This is a genomic window from Hydrocarboniphaga sp. (assembly GCF_965279055.1).
GTDB lineage: Bacteria > Pseudomonadota > Gammaproteobacteria > Nevskiales > Nevskiaceae > Hydrocarboniphaga.
The window spans coordinates 1,147,193-1,163,288 of the sequence record NZ_OZ257125.1 but is presented as its reverse complement, the minus strand read 5'-3'; the positions used below and the strand labels follow the sequence as shown (position 1 = coordinate 1,163,288).

Below are 16,096 nucleotides of genomic sequence, written 5' to 3'. Positions count from 1 at the left end.
TCAGGCCACCCGCCGGACCGCCGCGATGTACCGCTACGACCAATACGACCAGACCCTGGTCGACGAACGCGTCACCCAGTTCCGCGACCAGACCGAACGTTTTCTCGCCGGCACCCTGCCGGACGAGGAATTTCGCGCGCTGCGGCTGCGCAATGGCCTGTATATCCAGCGCTTCGCGCCGATGCTGCGCGTCGCCATTCCTTATGGCCTGCTCGCCAGCCGCCAGTTGCGCATGCTGGCGCACATCGCCCGCACTTATGACAAAGACTACGGGCACTTCACCACGCGCCAGAACATCCAGTACAACTGGCCGGAACTGGCGCGCGTGCCGGACATCCTCGCCGACCTGGCCAGCGTGCAGATGCACGCCATCCAGACCTCGGGCAACTGCATCCGCAACATCACCAGCGACCATCTGGCCGGCGTCGCCGCCGACGAGCTGCTCGACCCGCGTCCCTACTGCGAGCTGACCCGCCAATGGGCGACGTTCCACCCGGAATTCAACTGGCTGCCGCGCAAGTTCAAGATCGCGTTCTCCGCCGCCAACGGTGACCGCGCGGCGATCCGCGTGCACGACATCGGTGTGCAGATCGTCAAGAACGCGGCCGGCGAGATCGGCTACACGGTTTACGTCGGCGGCGGCCTCGGCCGCACGCCGATCATCGGGCCGATGGTGCGCGAGTTCCTGCCGGAGGCCGATCTGCTGTCGTATTTCGAAGCGGTGCTGCGCGTCTACAACCGCCTCGGCCGCCGCGACAACATGTACAAGGCGCGGATCAAGATCCTGGTCAAGGAAACCGGCCTGGACGCCTTCCGCAAGTTGGTCGAAGCCGAGTGGGAACAGATCAAGGACGGCGAACTGCGGCTGCAGCCGGGCGATCTGGACGCGATGCGTGCGCGCTTCGATACCTTTGAATACGACGCCGCGGCTGCCGCAGACACCAGTTTCGCGCAACAGCAGGCGCAGGACAGCGCCTTCGCCGCCTGGGCCAAGCGCAACCTGGTCGCGCACAAGCAGCCCGGCTACCAGATCGCGTTCGTGTCGCTGAAGGCTTCCGGCATCGCGCCGGGCGACATGACGGCGATGCAGATGGATGCGGTCGCCGAACTCGCCGACCGCTACTCCTTGGGCGAAATCCGCGTCACCCACGACCAGAATCTGGTGCTGGCCGACGTGCACCAGAGCGATCTGTACGCGCTGTGGCAGAGCCTGCGCGATCTGGGGCTGGCAACGCCGAACATCGGCCTGCTGACCGACCTCATATGCTGCCCCGGCCTGGATTTCTGCTCGCTGGCCAACGCCGGCTCGATCAGCGTCGCCCAGGATATCTTCGATATCTTCGAAGACCTCGATGACCAGCACGACATCGGTCCGATCAAGATCAAGATGTCCGGCTGCATGAACGGCTGCGGCCATCACAGCGTCGGCCACATCGGCATTCTCGGTGTCGATAAGAAAGGCGAGGAGTGGTACCAGGTGACGCTCGGCGGCTCCGCCGAAAACGACGCCAGCCTCGGCGACCGCACCGGTCCGTCGTTCTCGCGCGACGACATCGCGCCGGCGATCAAGACCATCGTCGACGTGTACCTGAGCCTGCGCAACAGCGAGGACGAAAGCTTCCTTGCCTGCTACCGGCGTGTCGGAATGGCACCGTTCAAGGCGCGCCTTTACGCCGTGGAGGCCGCATGAGCCAGCTGATCGGTGACGGCAGGATTCTCGAAGACACCTGGACCACGCTGACCGATGACGCCGAGTTGCCCGCTTCGGGCCAGGTCATCGTCAGCTGGGATCGCTGGAATGCCGAGCGCGCGACGCTCGAACCCGGCACGCTGAAAGTCGGACTGTCGCTGCCGAACACGCTCGACGTGGTGCCGGTGCTGGCGGAGCTGCTGCAGCGGCCGCTGCTGGCGCTGAACTTCCCGTCATTTGCGGACGGCCGCGCCTATTCCCAAGCGACGCTGTTGCGCCGCCGCCACCGCTATGCCGGTGAACTGCGCGCCATCGGCCAGGCGGTGGTGCGTGACCAGCTGCAACAGATGCACAGCTGCGGTTTCGACACTTTTCTGTTGCGTTCGGACCAGAATGCCGAGCAGTGCATCCTAAGTTTTCATGACATGAGCGTTGCCTACCAGCCCAACCTGCTCAATATTTCCGGTCTTAGACCCGGAAAACATTGAAAAATCAGCGGGCAGCAAGCTTTGTAATCCACAATGGCGCGACGGTTGCCTTTAGACAGTCGTCACGTCTACAGTCAGTACGGTATTTCGATATATTTTTGGCGAATGCTGCCGCATGGCATTTAGGGACGCCAATCCAATCAAAATGGGAGCATGCAATATGTTGCAGAACAAGGTGTTGGCCGTGGCCGCGGGCGCAGTCGCCCTCCTTTCGACGAACGCCTGGGCTCAGGAGGGTGGCGCGGCGGCCACCGCGGCGACCCGCAATATCCAGGGCTATGCAGCAGCTTCCTTCGAAGCGCCGGTCGGCTTCGGCGCCAGCTGGGGTTCGGTCGGTGTCGGCGCTTTCGCGCAGACGCTCGATAGCACCAGCGACGGCGCCGCCGGCGTCAGCGTCGGCTTCGGCGATGCCGACGAATACGTAGGCCTGGAAACCTCGGCGGTGTTCTCGTCGCTGACCGGCCGCGGCTCCGACGACTCGTTCGGCGACTCCGGCTCGTTCGGCCTGAAGATCCACACCAACCTGCCCGGCGATGCCGCCTTCGGCGTCGGCGTGATCGGCACTGGCGAATGGGGCAGCGACACCTTCAAGCAGGCCAACAGCTCCAGCGTCTACGCCGCCGTGACCAAGGCCGTGCAGCTTGGCAACCACGTCGCGATCCTGAACATCGGCGTCGGCGACAACGTGTTCAACGAGCCGGGCAAGACGACGATGGGTGTGTTCGGCTCCGGCGCGTTCTACTTCACCAACTGGCTGTCGGTCATCGCCGAATACACCGGCCGCTTCACCAACGCCGCGATCTCGATCGCGCCGCTGCCTCAGTTCGTGCCGCTGACGATCACCGTCGGCGCAATCAACATCGGCAAGCGTTACGGCGCCGACGTCGAGCTCGGCGGCACCGTCGGCCTCGGCTACAACTTCAAGTAAGCACTCACCGGTTTCGGCAGGAGCAACACATGACGACTTTCATCAGAGTAATGACCCAGACGGCGCTGGCCGCCGTGCTGCTCGGCAGCATGTCCATCGCCAGCGCCGCCAGCGGCATCAGCGGCAGCGCCGGTGCGACCATCGACACTGGTGGTGGCGGCGCACAGGCCGGCACCAGCGCCGGCACCAACCCGCGCGCTGGCGCTGGCGTCGGTGGCCCGGTCGGCTTGCTGGCCAAGGTGTTTGGCGGCGCCGACCCCGCGGGCAAGAAGAAGAAAAAGGACGAATAGGGCTTTCGTTCAAGCAATAAAAAAGCGGGCTTCGGCCCGCTTTTTTATTGTCGGCGACGTCGGCTGCGCTCAGCCGGTCAGCACCTCGGTCACGCCCCCCATATACGGCCGCAGCGCTTCCGGCACTTCGATGCTGCCATCGGCGCGCTGATAGTTCTCCAGAATCGCCACCAGCGTGCGTCCCACCGCCAGGCCTGAGCCGTTGAGCGTGTGCAGCAGCTCGACTTTGCCCGCGGCAGTGCGATAACGCGCCAGCATGCGCCGCGCCTGAAAATCCTCGCAGTTGGAGCAGGAGCTGATTTCGCGATAGCGGTTCTGCGACGGCAGCCAGACTTCCAGATCGTAGGTCCGCGCGGCGGTGGCGCCCATGTCGCCGGTACACAGCGCCAGCACGCGATACGGCAGGCCGAGCTTCTGCAGGATCGCCTCGGCGTGGCCGGTCAGCGATTCCAGCGCGGCGGCGGACTGCTCCGGCGCCACCGCCCAGACCAGCTCGACTTTCTCGAACTGGTGCTGACGAATCATGCCCTTGGTGTCGCGGCCGGCGGCGCCGGCTTCGGCGCGAAAGCAGGGCGTATGCGCGACGAATTTTTTCGGCAGTGCGTCGACGCCGACGATCTCGTCGCGAAGCAGATTGGTCAGCGGCACTTCGGCGGTCGGGATCAGGCGCCAGTCCTGCTGGCTGCCCTCCTCCATCTTCAGCGCGAACAGGTCATCGCCGAATTTCGGCAGCTGGCCGGTGCCGCGCAGGCTCGCCGCGTTGACGATATACGGGACGTACATTTCCTCGTAGCCGTGCTCGCGCGTATGCGTATCGAGCATGAACTGGGTCAACGCGCGATGCATGCGCGCCAGGCCGCCACGCAGCACGGTGAAGCGCGCGCCGGTGAGCTTGGCGGCGGCGGCGAAGTCCATCAGGCCCAGGGCTTCGCCGAGGTCGGCGTGATCCTTGGCGCCTTCGGCCGCGCGCGGCGTGCCCCAGCGGCGGATCTCGACATTGTCGTTCTCGTCACGGCCTTCCGGCACGCCGTCCTGCGGAATGTTCGGGACGCGCAGCAGGAAGTCTTCGAAGTCCGCCTGCAAGGTCGCCAGCGCCTGCTCGTTGGCACCGAGCTGCGCCTTGATCCGGTCCATGTCGGCCAGGATCGGCGAGGCGTCCTCGCCCTTGGACTTGGCCATGCCGATGCGCTTGGAACCGGCGTTGCGCTCGGCCTGCAGCTGTTCGGTTTCGGTCTGCAGCTGCTTGCGCGCTGCCTCCAGCTCGACGAAGCGCGCCGTGTCGAACACGAAGCCGCGGCGCAGTAGCTGCGAGGCGACCGCTTCGGGATTGGCGCGCAGGCGCTTGGGGTCCAGCATGAGGTCACCACTTCAATAAACGACGTAGCCGCGGATTATAGCGGCCTGCGCTGCAGGCTCAGCCTCGACGCCGACGCTCGCGCAGTTGCGCCAGTTTCTCGCCGATCTTGGCCTCGAGGCCGCGCGGCGTCGGCTCGTAGAACTCGCTGCCGACCAGCGCGTCCGGCAGGAACTGCTGGCCGGCGGCGTTGGCGTCTGCCTCGTTGTGGTCGTAGCGATAGCCATCGCCGTAACCGATGTCCTTCATCAGCCGCGTCGGTGCGTTGCGGATGTGCATCGGCACTTCCAGCGAGCCGGTTTTCTCGACCAGCGCGCGCACCGTGTTGTAGGCGGTGTAGACCGCGTTGCTCTTCGGCGCGACCGCCAGGTACACCACCGCCTGCGCCAGTGCCAGCTCGCCTTCGGGGCTGCCGAGGCGCTCGTACGTGGCCCAGCCTTCCAGGCACAGCGACTGCGCGCGCGGGTCGGCCAGGCCGATGTCCTCGACCGCCATGCGCACCAGCCGCCGCGCGACGTAGCCGGCATCGACGCCGCCGTCGATCATCCGTGCGAACCAGTACAGCGCCGCATCGGCGTCGCTGCCGCGCACCGATTTATGCAGCGCCGAAATCTGGTCGTAGAAGTTCTCGCCCTGCTTGTCGAAGCGGCGAAAGCCGCGGCCCAGCAGGCGCTCGAGCAGTGCGTCGTCGGCCTGCGCGTCGCCGCGCTTGTTCTGCTCGGCGCGCCACAGTTCCACTGCGGTTTCCAGCAGAATCAGCGCGCGCCGGCCATCGCCGTCGGCCGCCTCGGCCATGCGTTGCAGCCAGGACGCCGGCAAGGCGTCATCGGCTTCGCCGAGGCCGCGTTGCGGATCGCTCAGCGCGCGCTTCAGCAGATCGGAAATCGCCGACTCATCCAGTGCTCGCAGCACGAACACGCGCAGCCGCGACAACAGCGCCGAGTTCAGTTCGAAAGAGGGATTTTCAGTGGTCGCGCCGATCAGCACGACGGTGCCGTCCTCGACGAACGGCAGCAGCGCATCCTGCTGGCTTTTGTTGAAGCGGTGGATTTCGTCGACGAACAGCACGGTGCGCTGCGGCGTCAGGCCTTGCAGCGCGGCGTGCGCGCGCTGCGTGGTTTCGCGTATTTCCTTCACGCCTGCCATCACCGCCGACAGGCTGACGAAATGCGCATCGACATGCTGCGCGACCAGGCGCGCCAACGTGGTCTTGCCCACACCGGGCGGCCCCCAGAACACCATCGACGGCGGACGCCCCGCTTCGAGCAAGGTGCGCAGCGGCGCGCCGAGCGCCAGCAGATGATCCTGGCCGACGACTTCGTCGAGCTTGCGCGGACGCATGCGCTCCGCGAGCGGCGCCGCCGCGGCCTGGGCGGCGCCTTGCTTCACTTCTTGCTCGGTTTCACGACCGGCAGGCTAGTCGGCGGCGACTGCTGGCCGGACTCGACGATCTCGGCGCCCTTGGGCGGCGTGAACTTGAGCTGCGCGTCGTCGACCTTGGTGTTGACCTGGATGTCGGTGAACGCGACTTCGGTGCGGTTGCCGATGCGGTCCATGAACACCATGCGTTCCGGAGCGCCCTTGCGCAGCCACATTTCGATCGCCTCGAAATCGCCGTCGACGTTGCGCGGCTTCAGGCGCACGCCCTGGGCGTCGTTGCGGGCGCCCAGATCCTCGATCGCGAACTCGTCGGTCAAGGTCGAGCGCTGCGCCAGCAGCGCGGCGGGCGTGCCGCTCAAGGTATCGGCTGCGGGCCGCACCGTGACCTGCGACAGGTCCGGATCGTAGAGCCAGATTTTCTGGCCGTCGCAGACCATCAGCTGCTCGTAGGGTTGCTCGTAATTCCAGCGGAAGCGGCCGGGGCGCGACAGGATCATCTGGCCGGAACTGCTGGCCAGCTTCTCGCCGCGATCGTTGAACTGCACCTGGCTGAAGCGCGCGGTGACGGTGCGCGTGTCGTTGATGAAGCGGTTGAGTTCTTCGGCGCCGCTGTTGGCGAGCGCGCTGTTCACACTCGCAACAGACAGCGCGAGCAGCGCGGCCGACCGGAACAGAAAGTTACGCATGAAATACCCGAACATGATGGACTCCTGGGACAGGCGCGGCCGGCGTTCGTTCGCCGGCGCCGCGCCACGGAACCTCTGAAACCGTCCTGCACATCCGCGCCGGCGTCAAAACGGGCGCCGCGCAAGGAAGGAGCGACGCTGTGTACTGATAGACATGAGGCGCGACTGACGCCGCACGGCACCCGTTTTGACACCGGCCCTTTGGGTTGCCCCGGAGTGCCCGCCATGCGGCGTTGCAGGCCGCTTGCTTGGAACCACCAAGCCGCACAGCCCGCGCCTTGCCTGGCGGGCACTCCGGGGCAACGCGGGCGCGCAGGACGGATTCAGAGGTTCCCTTAGTCGCCGCTGCGCCCGCCCGGCGCCAGAATTTCGCGATTGCCGCCGGGCCCGCTGGGGCCGACGATGCCGGCGGCCTCCATCTGCTCGACCATGCGCGCGGCGCGGTTGTAGCCGATCTTCAAACGGCGCTGCACCCAGGACACGCTGGCCTTGCGCGTTTCCAGCACGATCGCCACGGCCTGGTCATAGAGTGCGTCGGACTCGGCATTGTCTTCGCCGCCGCCCGCGCCGCCGCCCTGAGCATTCGTCGGCGCCTCGTCGGCGAGGATGTCTTCGATGTAATCCGGCGCGCCGACCTGCTTGAGGTAAGCAACGACCTTGTGAACCTCGTGATCGTCGACGAAGGCGCCATGCACGCGCGCCACGGTCGACGCGCCGATCGGGCGATACAGCATGTCGCCGTGACCGAGCAGCGTTTCAGCGCCCTGCTGATCCAGAATCGTGCGGCTGTCGATCCGCGACGCCACCTGGAACGCGACGCGCGACGGAATATTCGCCTTGATCAGGCCGGTGATCACGTCGACGCTGGGGCGCTGTGTGGCGACGATCAGGTGGATGCCGGCGGCGCGCGCTTTCTGCGCGATGCGCGCGATCAGTTCTTCGACCTTCTTGCCGACCACCATCATCATGTCGGCGAGTTCGTCGATGACGATGACGATATGCGGCATGTTCTTCAGATACACCGGCGTCGGCGCGAAGCCGTCGTCGTCGAACAGCTGCGGCGCGTTCTTGATCGGATCGAGGATAGGCTCGCCGGCGGCTTCGGCTTCCTCGATCTTGCGGTTCAGGCCGGCCAGGTTGCGCACGCCCATCGCCGTCATCAGCCGATAGCGGCGCTCCATCTCGGCGACACACCAGCGCAGCGCATTGGCCGCGTCCTTCATGTCGGTGACCACCGGCGTCAGCAGGTGCGGAATATCGGCATAAACCGACAATTCGAGCATTTTCGGATCGACGAAGATGAAACGCACCTGCTCCTTGGTCGCCTTGTACAACATCGACAGGATCATCACGTTGATCGCCACCGACTTGCCCGCGCCGGTGGTACCCGCCACCAGCAAGTGCGGCATCTTGGCCATGTCCACCGACACCGGATTGCCGGCGATGTCCTTGCCCAGCGCCATCGTCAGCGGCGACGCGCTGTTCTTGTAGCTCGGCGAGTCGAGAATCTCGCGTAGCCAGACCATTTCACGCTTGGTGTTCGGAATTTCGAGCCCGACGTAAGGCTTGCCCTCGATGACCTCGATCACGCGTACCCGCGACACGCTCAGCGAGCGCGCGAGGTCGTTGCTCAAGTTGGTGATCTGAGCGCCTTTGACGCCCGGCGCCGGCTGGATCTCGAAGCGCGTGATCACCGGCCCCGGCATCGCATTGATCACCTGCGCCTTGATGCCGAAATCCTTCAGGTGATTTTCGACTTCGCGCGACAGCCGTTCGAGTTCTTCCGGCGTATAGCGCTTGCCGGTGGGCTTGGGCATGTCGAGCAGGCTGAACGGCGGGATCGGATCGCCTTCGAATTTCGGCACCGCCGCGAACGGCGGCGGCTCGACCTTGGCGGCCGGCTTGGGCTTGGGCGCCGGCTTGGGTTTGGCGCGCGCCAGCGGCGGCTCGTCGTCGATCTCCAGTTCGTCGAGCTCGTCGGGGTCGACGACCGGCGTCGGCATGAACACCATCGGCTCGACCGCCGGCGCGCCGAGCAGGTCCATCTGCGTTTCGGCGGTGCCAACAGACGGCGGCCGCGGCGTGCCCATCTGCGGCGTCCTGCGCCGTTTCAGCCAGGGCAGATCCTCGTCGACGACGGCCACCGGCGGCAGGCTCGCGGCAGGCGCGGCTTCGTCTTCCTCGTCCAGATCCCGCGCCTGGCGTTCCGGCAACTCCGGACGCAGGGCCCACAGCCGCATGACCATGGAGCCGACCGAGTCGAGCACGTCGACCCAGGAGAAAATCAGCGCCAGTGGCAGCATGCACAGGGTCAGCGTCAGCAACAGCAGGCTGGAGCCGACCGGATTCAGTATCGACACCAGCCAGGAGCCCAGCGACAGCCCGGCGATACCGCCGGCGCCCTGCGGCGGGAACGACGGGAACGTACCGACGTGCAGCGCGCACAGACCGGCGACGCTGGGTAGCAGCACCAACCAGGCGATCGCTCGCAGCGGCCACGGAATGCCGCCATCGTTCGAGCGGCCGCGATAAAAGCGCAGGCCCAGCAGGAACACCGCCCACGGCAGAAAGAACGCGACGTAGCCGAACAGGCTCAGCAGCACGTCGGCGATCCAGGCGCCGACGCCGCCGACCAGGTTGTGCGCCGGGGCGCCGGTGCCGCTTGAGGACCAGCCGGCGTCATCGGCGTTGAAGCTGATCAGGGCCACCAGCAGGAACACGGTGAAGCCGGCGCAGGCCAGCAATACCGCCTCTCGCGGCAGGCGTTCCAGCCAGCCCGGATCGGCCAGGTCGTCCGTGGCCTGAGATTTGCTTTTAACCGACTGATTCGCCACTTGATTCGCTAGCGCAGAACGCGGTAATGATGTGACCTGAGTATAGCAAGGCGTTTTCACGGCCCCGGCGTACATCCGGGCAGCACAGACGGGCTTGAATTGAATACGTTCAGCTTCACATAGCAGAAAGGTCGCGCCGGCATCATCGATGCAGAGATAAAGGCGCAGTACCGCCACCATTTTTGCCAGCGAGTCGCAGGACTCGAACGAGGACCGACATGAGTAACCACGTGCGGCATTTCGTTCTGACGGGTGATGGACGCATCCGTGAATTTTCACCGGAGCAGGCCGCCAGGGTGGCGGCAGGCGCCAGCCGCATGCCGGAATATGCAGAAAGCCGCGTGCGTTACCTGCAGCTGACGCTCGAGGACGAAACCGATTCCGAAATCCGCATTCAGAGCGCCGGCGCGAGCATCCGTTTCGACGCCGACGGCAAGATGCTGGAGGCCGGGCCGTCGACGCCCGACGACCAGATCAGCGGCTTCGAGCACGACGCGGTGATCCAGTGGGTGCTGCGCGATCGCCCGGCGGTCGGGCCGACGTTTCACTGATCGCCGCCGCTGACAGCACTCGTCCCTAACACCGCGCCGGCGCCGCTGCGATTTTCTGTCGCAACGGCGCTGGCACGCATCGACGCCGATGAATGGGACGCGCTGTTCGACAGCGGCTATCCATTCACTCGCCACGCTTTTTTAAGCGCACTCGAGACCTATCGCTGCGTCGGTGAATCCCTCGGCTGGCTGCCGCAGCATCTGCTGGCGCATCGTGACGGCAAGCTGGTCGGCGCCGCGCCGCTGTATCTGAAGCTGCATTCCTACGGTGAATTCGTATTCGATTTCGCCTGGGCCGAAGCCAGCCACAGCATTCGCCAGCCTTATTACCCGAAGCTGCTGAACGCGATCCCGTTCGTGCCCTCGGTCGGGCCGCGCATTGGCGCGGTCGATGACACGGTGCGCGCCCTGGTCGTGCAACAGCTCAATGCGCTGGTCGCCGACGAATCGTTGTCGTCGGCTCACACGCTGTTCGTCGCCGACGATCAGGCCGCAGCCTATCGCGCGGCCGGCTGGCTGGAGCGCCACGATCTGCAGTTCCAGTGGTTCAATCGCGGCGACGCCGATTTCACCGCTTTCGCGGCGCGCTTTTCCAGCGACAAGCGCAAGAAGATGCTGCGCGAGCGGCGTCGTGTCACCGAGGCCGGGCTGCGTTTTGAGACGCGGCGCGGCGACGAGATCGACGACGCGCTCTGGGTCGCGATCTACGCGCTCTACGCCAACACCTACGAAGAACGCGGACAGGCGCCCTATCTGACGCCGGAATTCCTGCTCGGTTACGGCGGTGCGGCGGGCTCGCCGCTGCGCGTGATCCTCGGCTACGAAGGCAGCCGCCTGATCGCCGCCGCGCTGACGCTGCAGGGCGGCGACACGCTGTATGGACGCCACTGGGGCGCGGCGGACCGCTATCACAGCCTGCATTTCGAATGCTGCTACTACCAGGGCATCGAGTTGTGCCTGCGCGAGGGCCTGCGCCGCTACGACGCCGGCACCCAGGGCGAACACAAGCTGGCGCGCGGCTTCACGCCGGTGCTGACGCGTTCCTTGCATCACTTGGCCGAACCGCGGCTCCGGGATGCCGTCGAACACTTCCTGACGCGCGAACGTCGTGCGGTCGCCGCGCGTAGCCAGGAACTGATGCACCATAGCCCCTACCGACTCGAGCCTCCGACCAGCGTTTGACCGATGGACAACCCGATCCGCCTGCACTGGCTGGATCCACGCGATCCGAACCAGAACTTTCCGTCGCCGCATCTCGCGATGCGCGATCCGAACGGGCTGTTGGCTATCGGCGGCGATTTGTCGGTAACCCGGTTGATACGCGCCTACTCACAGGGCATTTTTCCCTGGTACAACCCGGACGAGCCCATCCTGTGGTGGAGTCCGGACCCGCGCGCGCTGCTGATGCCGACCGGCATGAAGGTCTCGCGCTCGCTGGGCAAGGCACTGCGCCGCGGCGACTACGCGGTGACTTTGGACACCGCCTATCGCGACGTACTCGACGCCTGCGCCGGGCCGCGCCTGCGCGGCCGCGGCACCTGGCTGGGCAGCGACATGCGCGATGCCTACCAGGAGCTGCACCGGCGCGGCTATTCGCACACGGTGGAAGTCTGGCGCGACGGGACACTGATCGGCGGCCTCTACGGCGTGTCGCTGGGGCGCGCGTTTTTCGGCGAGTCGATGTTCAGCCACGCCACCGACGCGTCGAAAATCGCGCTGTACTGGCTGTGCGAGCAGCTCAAGGCCTGGGAGTTCCATCTGCTCGACTGCCAGGTCGCCTCCGAGCACCTGCGCACGCTGGGCGCGCTGGACATTTCCCGCGAGCGTTTCCTCAACCTGCTGCGCCCTGCGGTAGCACTGCCCGGCCGCACCGGCGCCTGGCATTTCGACATCGCGGTACCCACCCCGCGCGAGCATCTACCTCGGTAAGATGCAATGGCAATGGAACGGATCCGGCTCTACTTAAGCACCGAACATCCCTGCGGCTACCTGCCGCAGCGGACCGCGCGCAGCCTGTTCGTCGATCCGGATTTCACGCTGAACCCGCAGCGCTACGAAATGCTGCTGTCGCAGGGCTTCCGTCGCGGCGGCGATCATGTCTATCGGCCGCGCTGCAGCGGCTGCGCCTCCTGCATTCCGGCGCGCATTCCGGTGCGTGATTTCCGCCCCAACCGCTCGCAGCGGCGCTGCCTCAGAACCAATGCCGATCTGACGATGGAAATTCGCCAGGAGCTGACCGACGAGCAGTTCGATCTGTACCGGCGCTATCTGAAAGGCCGCCATTCCGGCGGCGGTATGAACCCGGAAGACAAGCCCGGTTTCCACAATTTTCTCGACTGCGGCTGGGGCACGGCCGAGTTCTGGGAGATGCGCCTGCAGGGCCGCATGGTCGCCTGCGCGGTGGTCGACCGCACGCCGCAATCGCTATCGGCGGTGTACACCTTCTTCGACACCGACATGCCCGAGCGCAGCCTTGGCACCTTCGCGGTGCTGCAGCAGGTGATGGTCGCGCGCGAAGCCGGCATGGACCACGTCTATCTGGGCTACTGGGTGCCCGGCAGCCAGAAGATGGAATACAAGCGCAACTTCCACCCGCTGGAGATTCTGTCCGGCCGCGGCTGGCAAGTACTGGGCGATCAGCAGGCCTGAACACGCAGCGCGGATTGCCCGCAGGCGGACTCGTAGCTTGCCGGTATCGGCCATAAGGCGGATAATGCCGGGCTATCTTGCATGTCCCCTGTTTTGGAGCAGCTCCCTCGCTAATGGCGAAAGAAGACCACATTGAAATGCCGGGCACGGTCGCCGAAACCCTGCCCAACACCACGTTCCGCGTCAAACTCGACAATGGTCACGTGGTCACCGCCCATATCTCGGGCCGCATGCGCAAGAACTACATCCGCATCCTGACCGGCGACAAGGTCACCGTGCAGCTGACGCCTTACGACCTGACCAAGGGTCGGATCACGTTCCGCGACAAGTGAGATTGCGCTAGCAAAGCCATCCACGCGCAGGCGCGGATCCAGCAACAAAAAAGCCCGCGAATCGCGGGCTTTTTTGTTGCTGGCCGGCTTACACCGGTTCGAGCAGCGCCACCTTCTCTTTCGATTCCATCTCGAACACCAGCTTGTCGTCCTTGACGCTGACGTGAACGCTGCCGCCCGAGGCAAGCTTGCCGAACAGCAACTCCTCGGCGAGCGGACGCTTCAGCGCATCCTGGATCGTGCGCGCCATCGGACGCGCGCCCATCTTCGGATCGTAGCCGCGCGTGCCCAGCCAGGTGCGCGCTTCCTCGTCGATGTCGAGCACCACGCCCTTGGCGGCGAGCTGTTCTTCGAGCTGCACCAGGAACTTGTCGACGACGCGCGCGATCTCGACCGGGCCCAGCGCCGCGAACGGGATGATCGCGTCGAGTCGGTTGCGGAATTCCGGCGTGAACATCTTGCGGATGACCTCCATCGCGTCCATCGAGTGGACATGCTCGACCAGGCCGATCGAACGCCGCGAGGACTCCTCGGCACCGGCGTTGGTCGTCATGATCAGGATCACGTTGCGGAAGTCCGCCTTGCGGCCGTTGTTGTCGGTCAACGTGCCGTGGTCCATGACCTGCAGCAGCAGGTTGAAAACATCCGGATGCGCCTTCTCGATTTCGTCGAGCAGCACCACGCAATGCGGCTGCTTGATCACCGCCTCGGTCAGCAGGCCGCCCTGGTCGAAACCGACGTAACCCGGGGGCGCGCCGATCAGGCGGCTCACCGTGTGGCGCTCCATGTACTCGCTCATGTCGAAGCGGATCAGCTCGATGCCGAGTTGCAGCGCCAGCTGGCGCGTGACTTCGGTCTTGCCGACGCCGGTCGGGCCGGCCAGCAGGAAGTTGCCGATCGGCTTGTCCGGATTACCCAGGCCCGAGCGCGACAGCTTGATGCTCGACGCCAGCTGCTCGATCGCCGCATCCTGGCCGTAGATGGTCAGCTTCAGATCGCGCTCCAGCGTGGCGAGCTTGTCGCGATCGTTGCTCGACACGCTCTTCGGCGGAATGCGCGCGATCTTGGCGACCGTCTCTTCGATGTCACGAACCTGCACGGTCTTGCGACGCTTGGATTCCGGCAGCAGGCGCAGGCGCGCGGCGGCCTCGTCGATCACGTCGATCGCCTTGTCCGGCAGGTGGCGATCGGTGATGTGGCGCACCGACAGCTCCACCGCCGAGCGCAGCGCGCCGCGCGTGAACTGCACATGGTGATGTTCTTCGAAGCGCAGCTTCAGGCCTTCGAGGATCTTGACCGTATCTTCGACCGTCGGCTCGGACACGTCGATTTTCTGGAAGCGACGCGCCAGCGCGCGATCCTTCTCGAAGATGCCGCGATATTCCTGATACGTGGTCGAGCCCATGCAACGCAGCTCGCCCGAGCTGAGCAAAGGCTTGAGCAGATTGGACGCGTCCATGACGCCGCCGCTGGCAGCGCCGGCGCCGATGATCATGTGAATCTCGTCGATGAACACGATGGCGCCGGGCTGCGTGGTCAGCTCGGTCATCACCGCCTTGAAGCGCTTTTCGAAGTCGCCGCGATACTTGGTGCCGGCGATCAGGCTGCCGAGATCCAGGCTGTAGACGACGCTGCCTTTCAGCAGGTCCGGCACGCGGTCTTCGATGATCAGCCAGGCCAGGCCCTCGGCGATCGCGGTCTTGCCGACGCCGGCTTCACCGACCAGCAGCGGATTGTTCTTGCGACGGCGGCACAGCGTCTGCATGACGCGCTCGATCTCATGCTCGCGGCCGATCAGCGGATCGATCTGGCCGCGCGCCGCGCGCTCGTTCAGGTTGACCGCGAACTGCTCCAGCGCGGTTTTGCCGTTGGCCTTGCCGTCTTCCTTGTCCTCGTTGTCCTGCGAGGCTTCCGGCGCGGCTGCGGCGCCTGGCTGTTGTTCTTGGCGATGCCGTGGCTGATGAAGTTGACCACGTCGAGCCGCGTCACGCCCTGCTCGTTGAGCAGGTAAACCGCGTGAGTGTCTTTTTCGGCGAACAGCGCGACCAGCACGTTGAGCGTGGTCACCTGCTTCTTGCCGGCGGCCTGCACGTGGTAGATCGCGCGCTGCAGCACACGCTGGAACGACAGCGTCGGCTGCACCTCGACCTGATCGGCAGAATCGCGGTTGGAATGAATGTTCTGACGGATGTAGTCGCGCAGCGCCTGCTCGAGTTTCTCGAGATCGGCGCCGCCACCACTCAGCACTTCCGACACGTTGGTATCGGACAACAGGGCCAGCAGCAAATGTTCGACGGTCAGCAGTTCGTGGCCTTCACCACGAGCGGCCAAGAACGCGGCGTCCAATGCTTTCTGGAGTTCATCGCTGAGCATTAAGCTTTCTCCATGACGGTGAGCAGCGGGTGCTGATGCTTACGAGCGTAGGCGTTTACCTGAGCAGTCTTCGTCTCCGCGATTTCCACCGGAAAAATACCGGCAGTGCCGCGGCCCTTGGTGTGCACGTGGAGCATGATCTGCACCGCGGCCTCCCGAGTGTGATGAAAAAACTGCTGCAAAACCTGGACCACGAACTCCATCGGTGTGAAGTCGTCGTTGACGACGATCACCTTGTACATCGGCGGCTGCTGCAGGCGCGGTTTGGCTTCCTCTACGGCGAGGTCGCGAAGGTCGTCACGCTGGGTATTGCTGCTGCGGCTCATGGTCCTAGTGTAGCGCTGCGTTCACAAAAAACGAGGGTGCCGGCAAAGCCGTTCTGAACTGCATCTGGATTCGTCCGGCCGGGTCGTCTCGCTGCGCTCGACAGCATTGATACGAGATTCGGTAAGACAAGCAATCTGGTTTCAGATACCGGCAATTCAAGTGCCGTACCCGCGGCCGGCCCGGCGGCGACGGCGTGTTACCGACGGCGACGGCC

At 65.1% G+C, this 16,096-nt stretch carries 14 protein-coding genes and 1 pseudogene; 9 read left to right on the top strand and 6 right to left on the bottom strand.

The genetic code is table 11. From position 1 onward, the window contains the following. Positions 1 to 25 precede the first annotated feature (25 nt). From ACQZF9_RS05375 to ACQZF9_RS05360, 4 genes are all read left to right on the top strand, one after another. Positions 26 to 1,690 carry a nitrite/sulfite reductase gene (locus tag ACQZF9_RS05375; RefSeq protein ID WP_428312228.1) on the top strand — a complete coding sequence of 555 codons (1,665 nt, stop codon included), beginning with the start codon at positions 26 to 28 and terminating at the stop codon, positions 1,688 to 1,690. Continuing rightward, on the top strand, positions 1,687 to 2,178 hold the full coding sequence (locus ACQZF9_RS05370; RefSeq protein ID WP_428312227.1) for a DUF934 domain-containing protein: 492 nt from the start codon (positions 1,687 to 1,689) through the stop codon (positions 2,176 to 2,178). Before ACQZF9_RS05375 ends, ACQZF9_RS05370 begins: the two co-directional genes overlap by 4 nt. A gap of 160 nt (positions 2,179 to 2,338) precedes the next feature. Continuing rightward, the gene (locus ACQZF9_RS05365) at positions 2,339 to 3,106 is read left to right on the top strand and encodes a hypothetical protein (RefSeq protein ID WP_428312226.1); all 768 of its coding nucleotides are present in this window, start codon (positions 2,339 to 2,341) and stop codon (positions 3,104 to 3,106) included. A 29-nt stretch (positions 3,107 to 3,135) separates the two neighbouring features. Next, on the top strand, positions 3,136 to 3,396 hold the full coding sequence (locus ACQZF9_RS05360; RefSeq protein WP_428312225.1) for a hypothetical protein: 261 nt from the start codon (positions 3,136 to 3,138) through the stop codon (positions 3,394 to 3,396). A gap of 69 nt (positions 3,397 to 3,465) precedes the next feature. Here the strand turns inward: ACQZF9_RS05360 and serS are convergent, their stop codons facing one another. The 4 genes from serS to ACQZF9_RS05340 form a co-directional block, all read right to left on the bottom strand. Continuing rightward, the gene (gene serS / locus ACQZF9_RS05355) at positions 3,466 to 4,752 is read right to left on the bottom strand and encodes a serine--tRNA ligase (protein ID WP_428312224.1); all 1,287 of its coding nucleotides are present in this window, start codon (positions 4,750 to 4,752) and stop codon (positions 3,466 to 3,468) included. A gap of 58 nt (positions 4,753 to 4,810) precedes the next feature. Then, entirely contained in the window at positions 4,811 to 6,091 is a 1,281-nt protein-coding gene (locus tag ACQZF9_RS05350; RefSeq protein ID WP_428313372.1) for a replication-associated recombination protein A, read from the bottom strand. A gap of 44 nt (positions 6,092 to 6,135) precedes the next feature. Beyond that, complete coding sequence (lolA, locus tag ACQZF9_RS05345) at positions 6,136 to 6,831, bottom strand: outer membrane lipoprotein chaperone LolA (RefSeq protein ID WP_428312223.1); 696 nt, start codon at positions 6,829 to 6,831, stop codon at positions 6,136 to 6,138. Positions 6,832 to 7,151: 320 nt separating this feature from the next. Next, positions 7,152 to 9,650: a DNA translocase FtsK gene (locus tag ACQZF9_RS05340; protein WP_428312222.1), complete on the bottom strand. Its 2,499-nt coding sequence runs from the start codon at positions 9,648 to 9,650 to the stop codon at positions 7,152 to 7,154. A gap of 218 nt (positions 9,651 to 9,868) precedes the next feature. On the opposite strand from ACQZF9_RS05340, the gene ACQZF9_RS05335 reads away from it, so the two are divergent. The 5 genes from ACQZF9_RS05335 (at position 9,869) to infA (ending at position 13,182) form a co-directional block, all read left to right on the top strand. Continuing rightward, on the top strand, positions 9,869 to 10,201 hold the full coding sequence (locus tag ACQZF9_RS05335; protein WP_428312221.1) for a hypothetical protein: 333 nt from the start codon (positions 9,869 to 9,871) through the stop codon (positions 10,199 to 10,201). A gap of 9 nt (positions 10,202 to 10,210) precedes the next feature. Beyond that, entirely contained in the window at positions 10,211 to 11,383 is a 1,173-nt protein-coding gene (locus ACQZF9_RS05330; protein WP_428313371.1) for a GNAT family N-acetyltransferase, read from the top strand. Positions 11,384 to 11,386: 3 nt separating this feature from the next. Next, positions 11,387 to 12,130 carry a leucyl/phenylalanyl-tRNA--protein transferase gene (gene aat / locus ACQZF9_RS05325; protein WP_428312220.1) on the top strand — a complete coding sequence of 248 codons (744 nt, stop codon included), beginning with the start codon at positions 11,387 to 11,389 and terminating at the stop codon, positions 12,128 to 12,130. A 6-nt stretch (positions 12,131 to 12,136) separates the two neighbouring features. After that, positions 12,137 to 12,850, top strand: a complete 714-nt coding sequence (locus ACQZF9_RS05320) for an arginyltransferase (RefSeq protein ID WP_428312219.1) — start codon at positions 12,137 to 12,139, stop codon at positions 12,848 to 12,850. 113 nt (positions 12,851 to 12,963) lie between these two features. Beyond that, on the top strand, positions 12,964 to 13,182 hold the full coding sequence (gene infA / locus ACQZF9_RS05315; protein ID WP_007186111.1) for a translation initiation factor IF-1: 219 nt from the start codon (positions 12,964 to 12,966) through the stop codon (positions 13,180 to 13,182). Positions 13,183 to 13,270: 88 nt separating this feature from the next. On the opposite strand, the pseudogene clpA reads toward infA, so the two are convergent. Both clpA and clpS read right to left on the bottom strand, forming a co-directional pair. Then, positions 13,271 to 15,555 (bottom strand): annotated as a pseudogene (gene clpA / locus ACQZF9_RS05310) (ATP-dependent Clp protease ATP-binding subunit ClpA). Next, positions 15,555 to 15,881 (bottom strand): ATP-dependent Clp protease adapter ClpS, encoded by a 327-nt coding sequence (gene clpS / locus ACQZF9_RS05305; RefSeq protein WP_428312218.1) that lies wholly within the window; start codon positions 15,879 to 15,881, stop codon positions 15,555 to 15,557. The pseudogene clpA and the gene clpS overlap by 1 nt, the downstream one beginning before the upstream one ends. Positions 15,882 to 16,096 lie beyond the last annotated feature (215 nt).

What these genes read in the sequence shown, in the direction of transcription:
- ACQZF9_RS05375 (WP_428312228.1), top strand. Translation starts at nt 26, where the DNA reads ATGTACCGCTACGACCAATACGACCAGACCCTGGTCGACGAACGCGTC.
- ACQZF9_RS05370 (WP_428312227.1), top strand. Translation starts at nt 1,687, where the DNA reads ATGAGCCAGCTGATCGGTGACGGCAGGATTCTCGAAGACACCTGGACC.
- ACQZF9_RS05365 (WP_428312226.1), top strand. Translation starts at nt 2,339, where the DNA reads ATGTTGCAGAACAAGGTGTTGGCCGTGGCCGCGGGCGCAGTCGCCCTC.
- ACQZF9_RS05360 (WP_428312225.1), top strand. Translation starts at nt 3,136, where the DNA reads ATGACGACTTTCATCAGAGTAATGACCCAGACGGCGCTGGCCGCCGTG.
- serS (WP_428312224.1), bottom strand. Translation starts at nt 4,752, where the DNA reads ATGCTGGACCCCAAGCGCCTGCGCGCCAATCCCGAAGCGGTCGCCTCG.
- ACQZF9_RS05350 (WP_428313372.1), bottom strand. Translation starts at nt 6,091, where the DNA reads ATGCGTCCGCGCAAGCTCGACGAAGTCGTCGGCCAGGATCATCTGCTG.
- lolA (WP_428312223.1), bottom strand. Translation starts at nt 6,831, where the DNA reads ATGTTCGGGTATTTCATGCGTAACTTTCTGTTCCGGTCGGCCGCGCTG.
- ACQZF9_RS05335 (WP_428312221.1), top strand. Translation starts at nt 9,869, where the DNA reads ATGAGTAACCACGTGCGGCATTTCGTTCTGACGGGTGATGGACGCATC.
- aat (WP_428312220.1), top strand. Translation starts at nt 11,387, where the DNA reads ATGGACAACCCGATCCGCCTGCACTGGCTGGATCCACGCGATCCGAAC.
- ACQZF9_RS05320 (WP_428312219.1), top strand. Translation starts at nt 12,137, where the DNA reads ATGGCAATGGAACGGATCCGGCTCTACTTAAGCACCGAACATCCCTGC.
- infA (WP_007186111.1), top strand. Translation starts at nt 12,964, where the DNA reads ATGGCGAAAGAAGACCACATTGAAATGCCGGGCACGGTCGCCGAAACC.
- clpS (WP_428312218.1), bottom strand. Translation starts at nt 15,881, where the DNA reads ATGAGCCGCAGCAGCAATACCCAGCGTGACGACCTTCGCGACCTCGCC.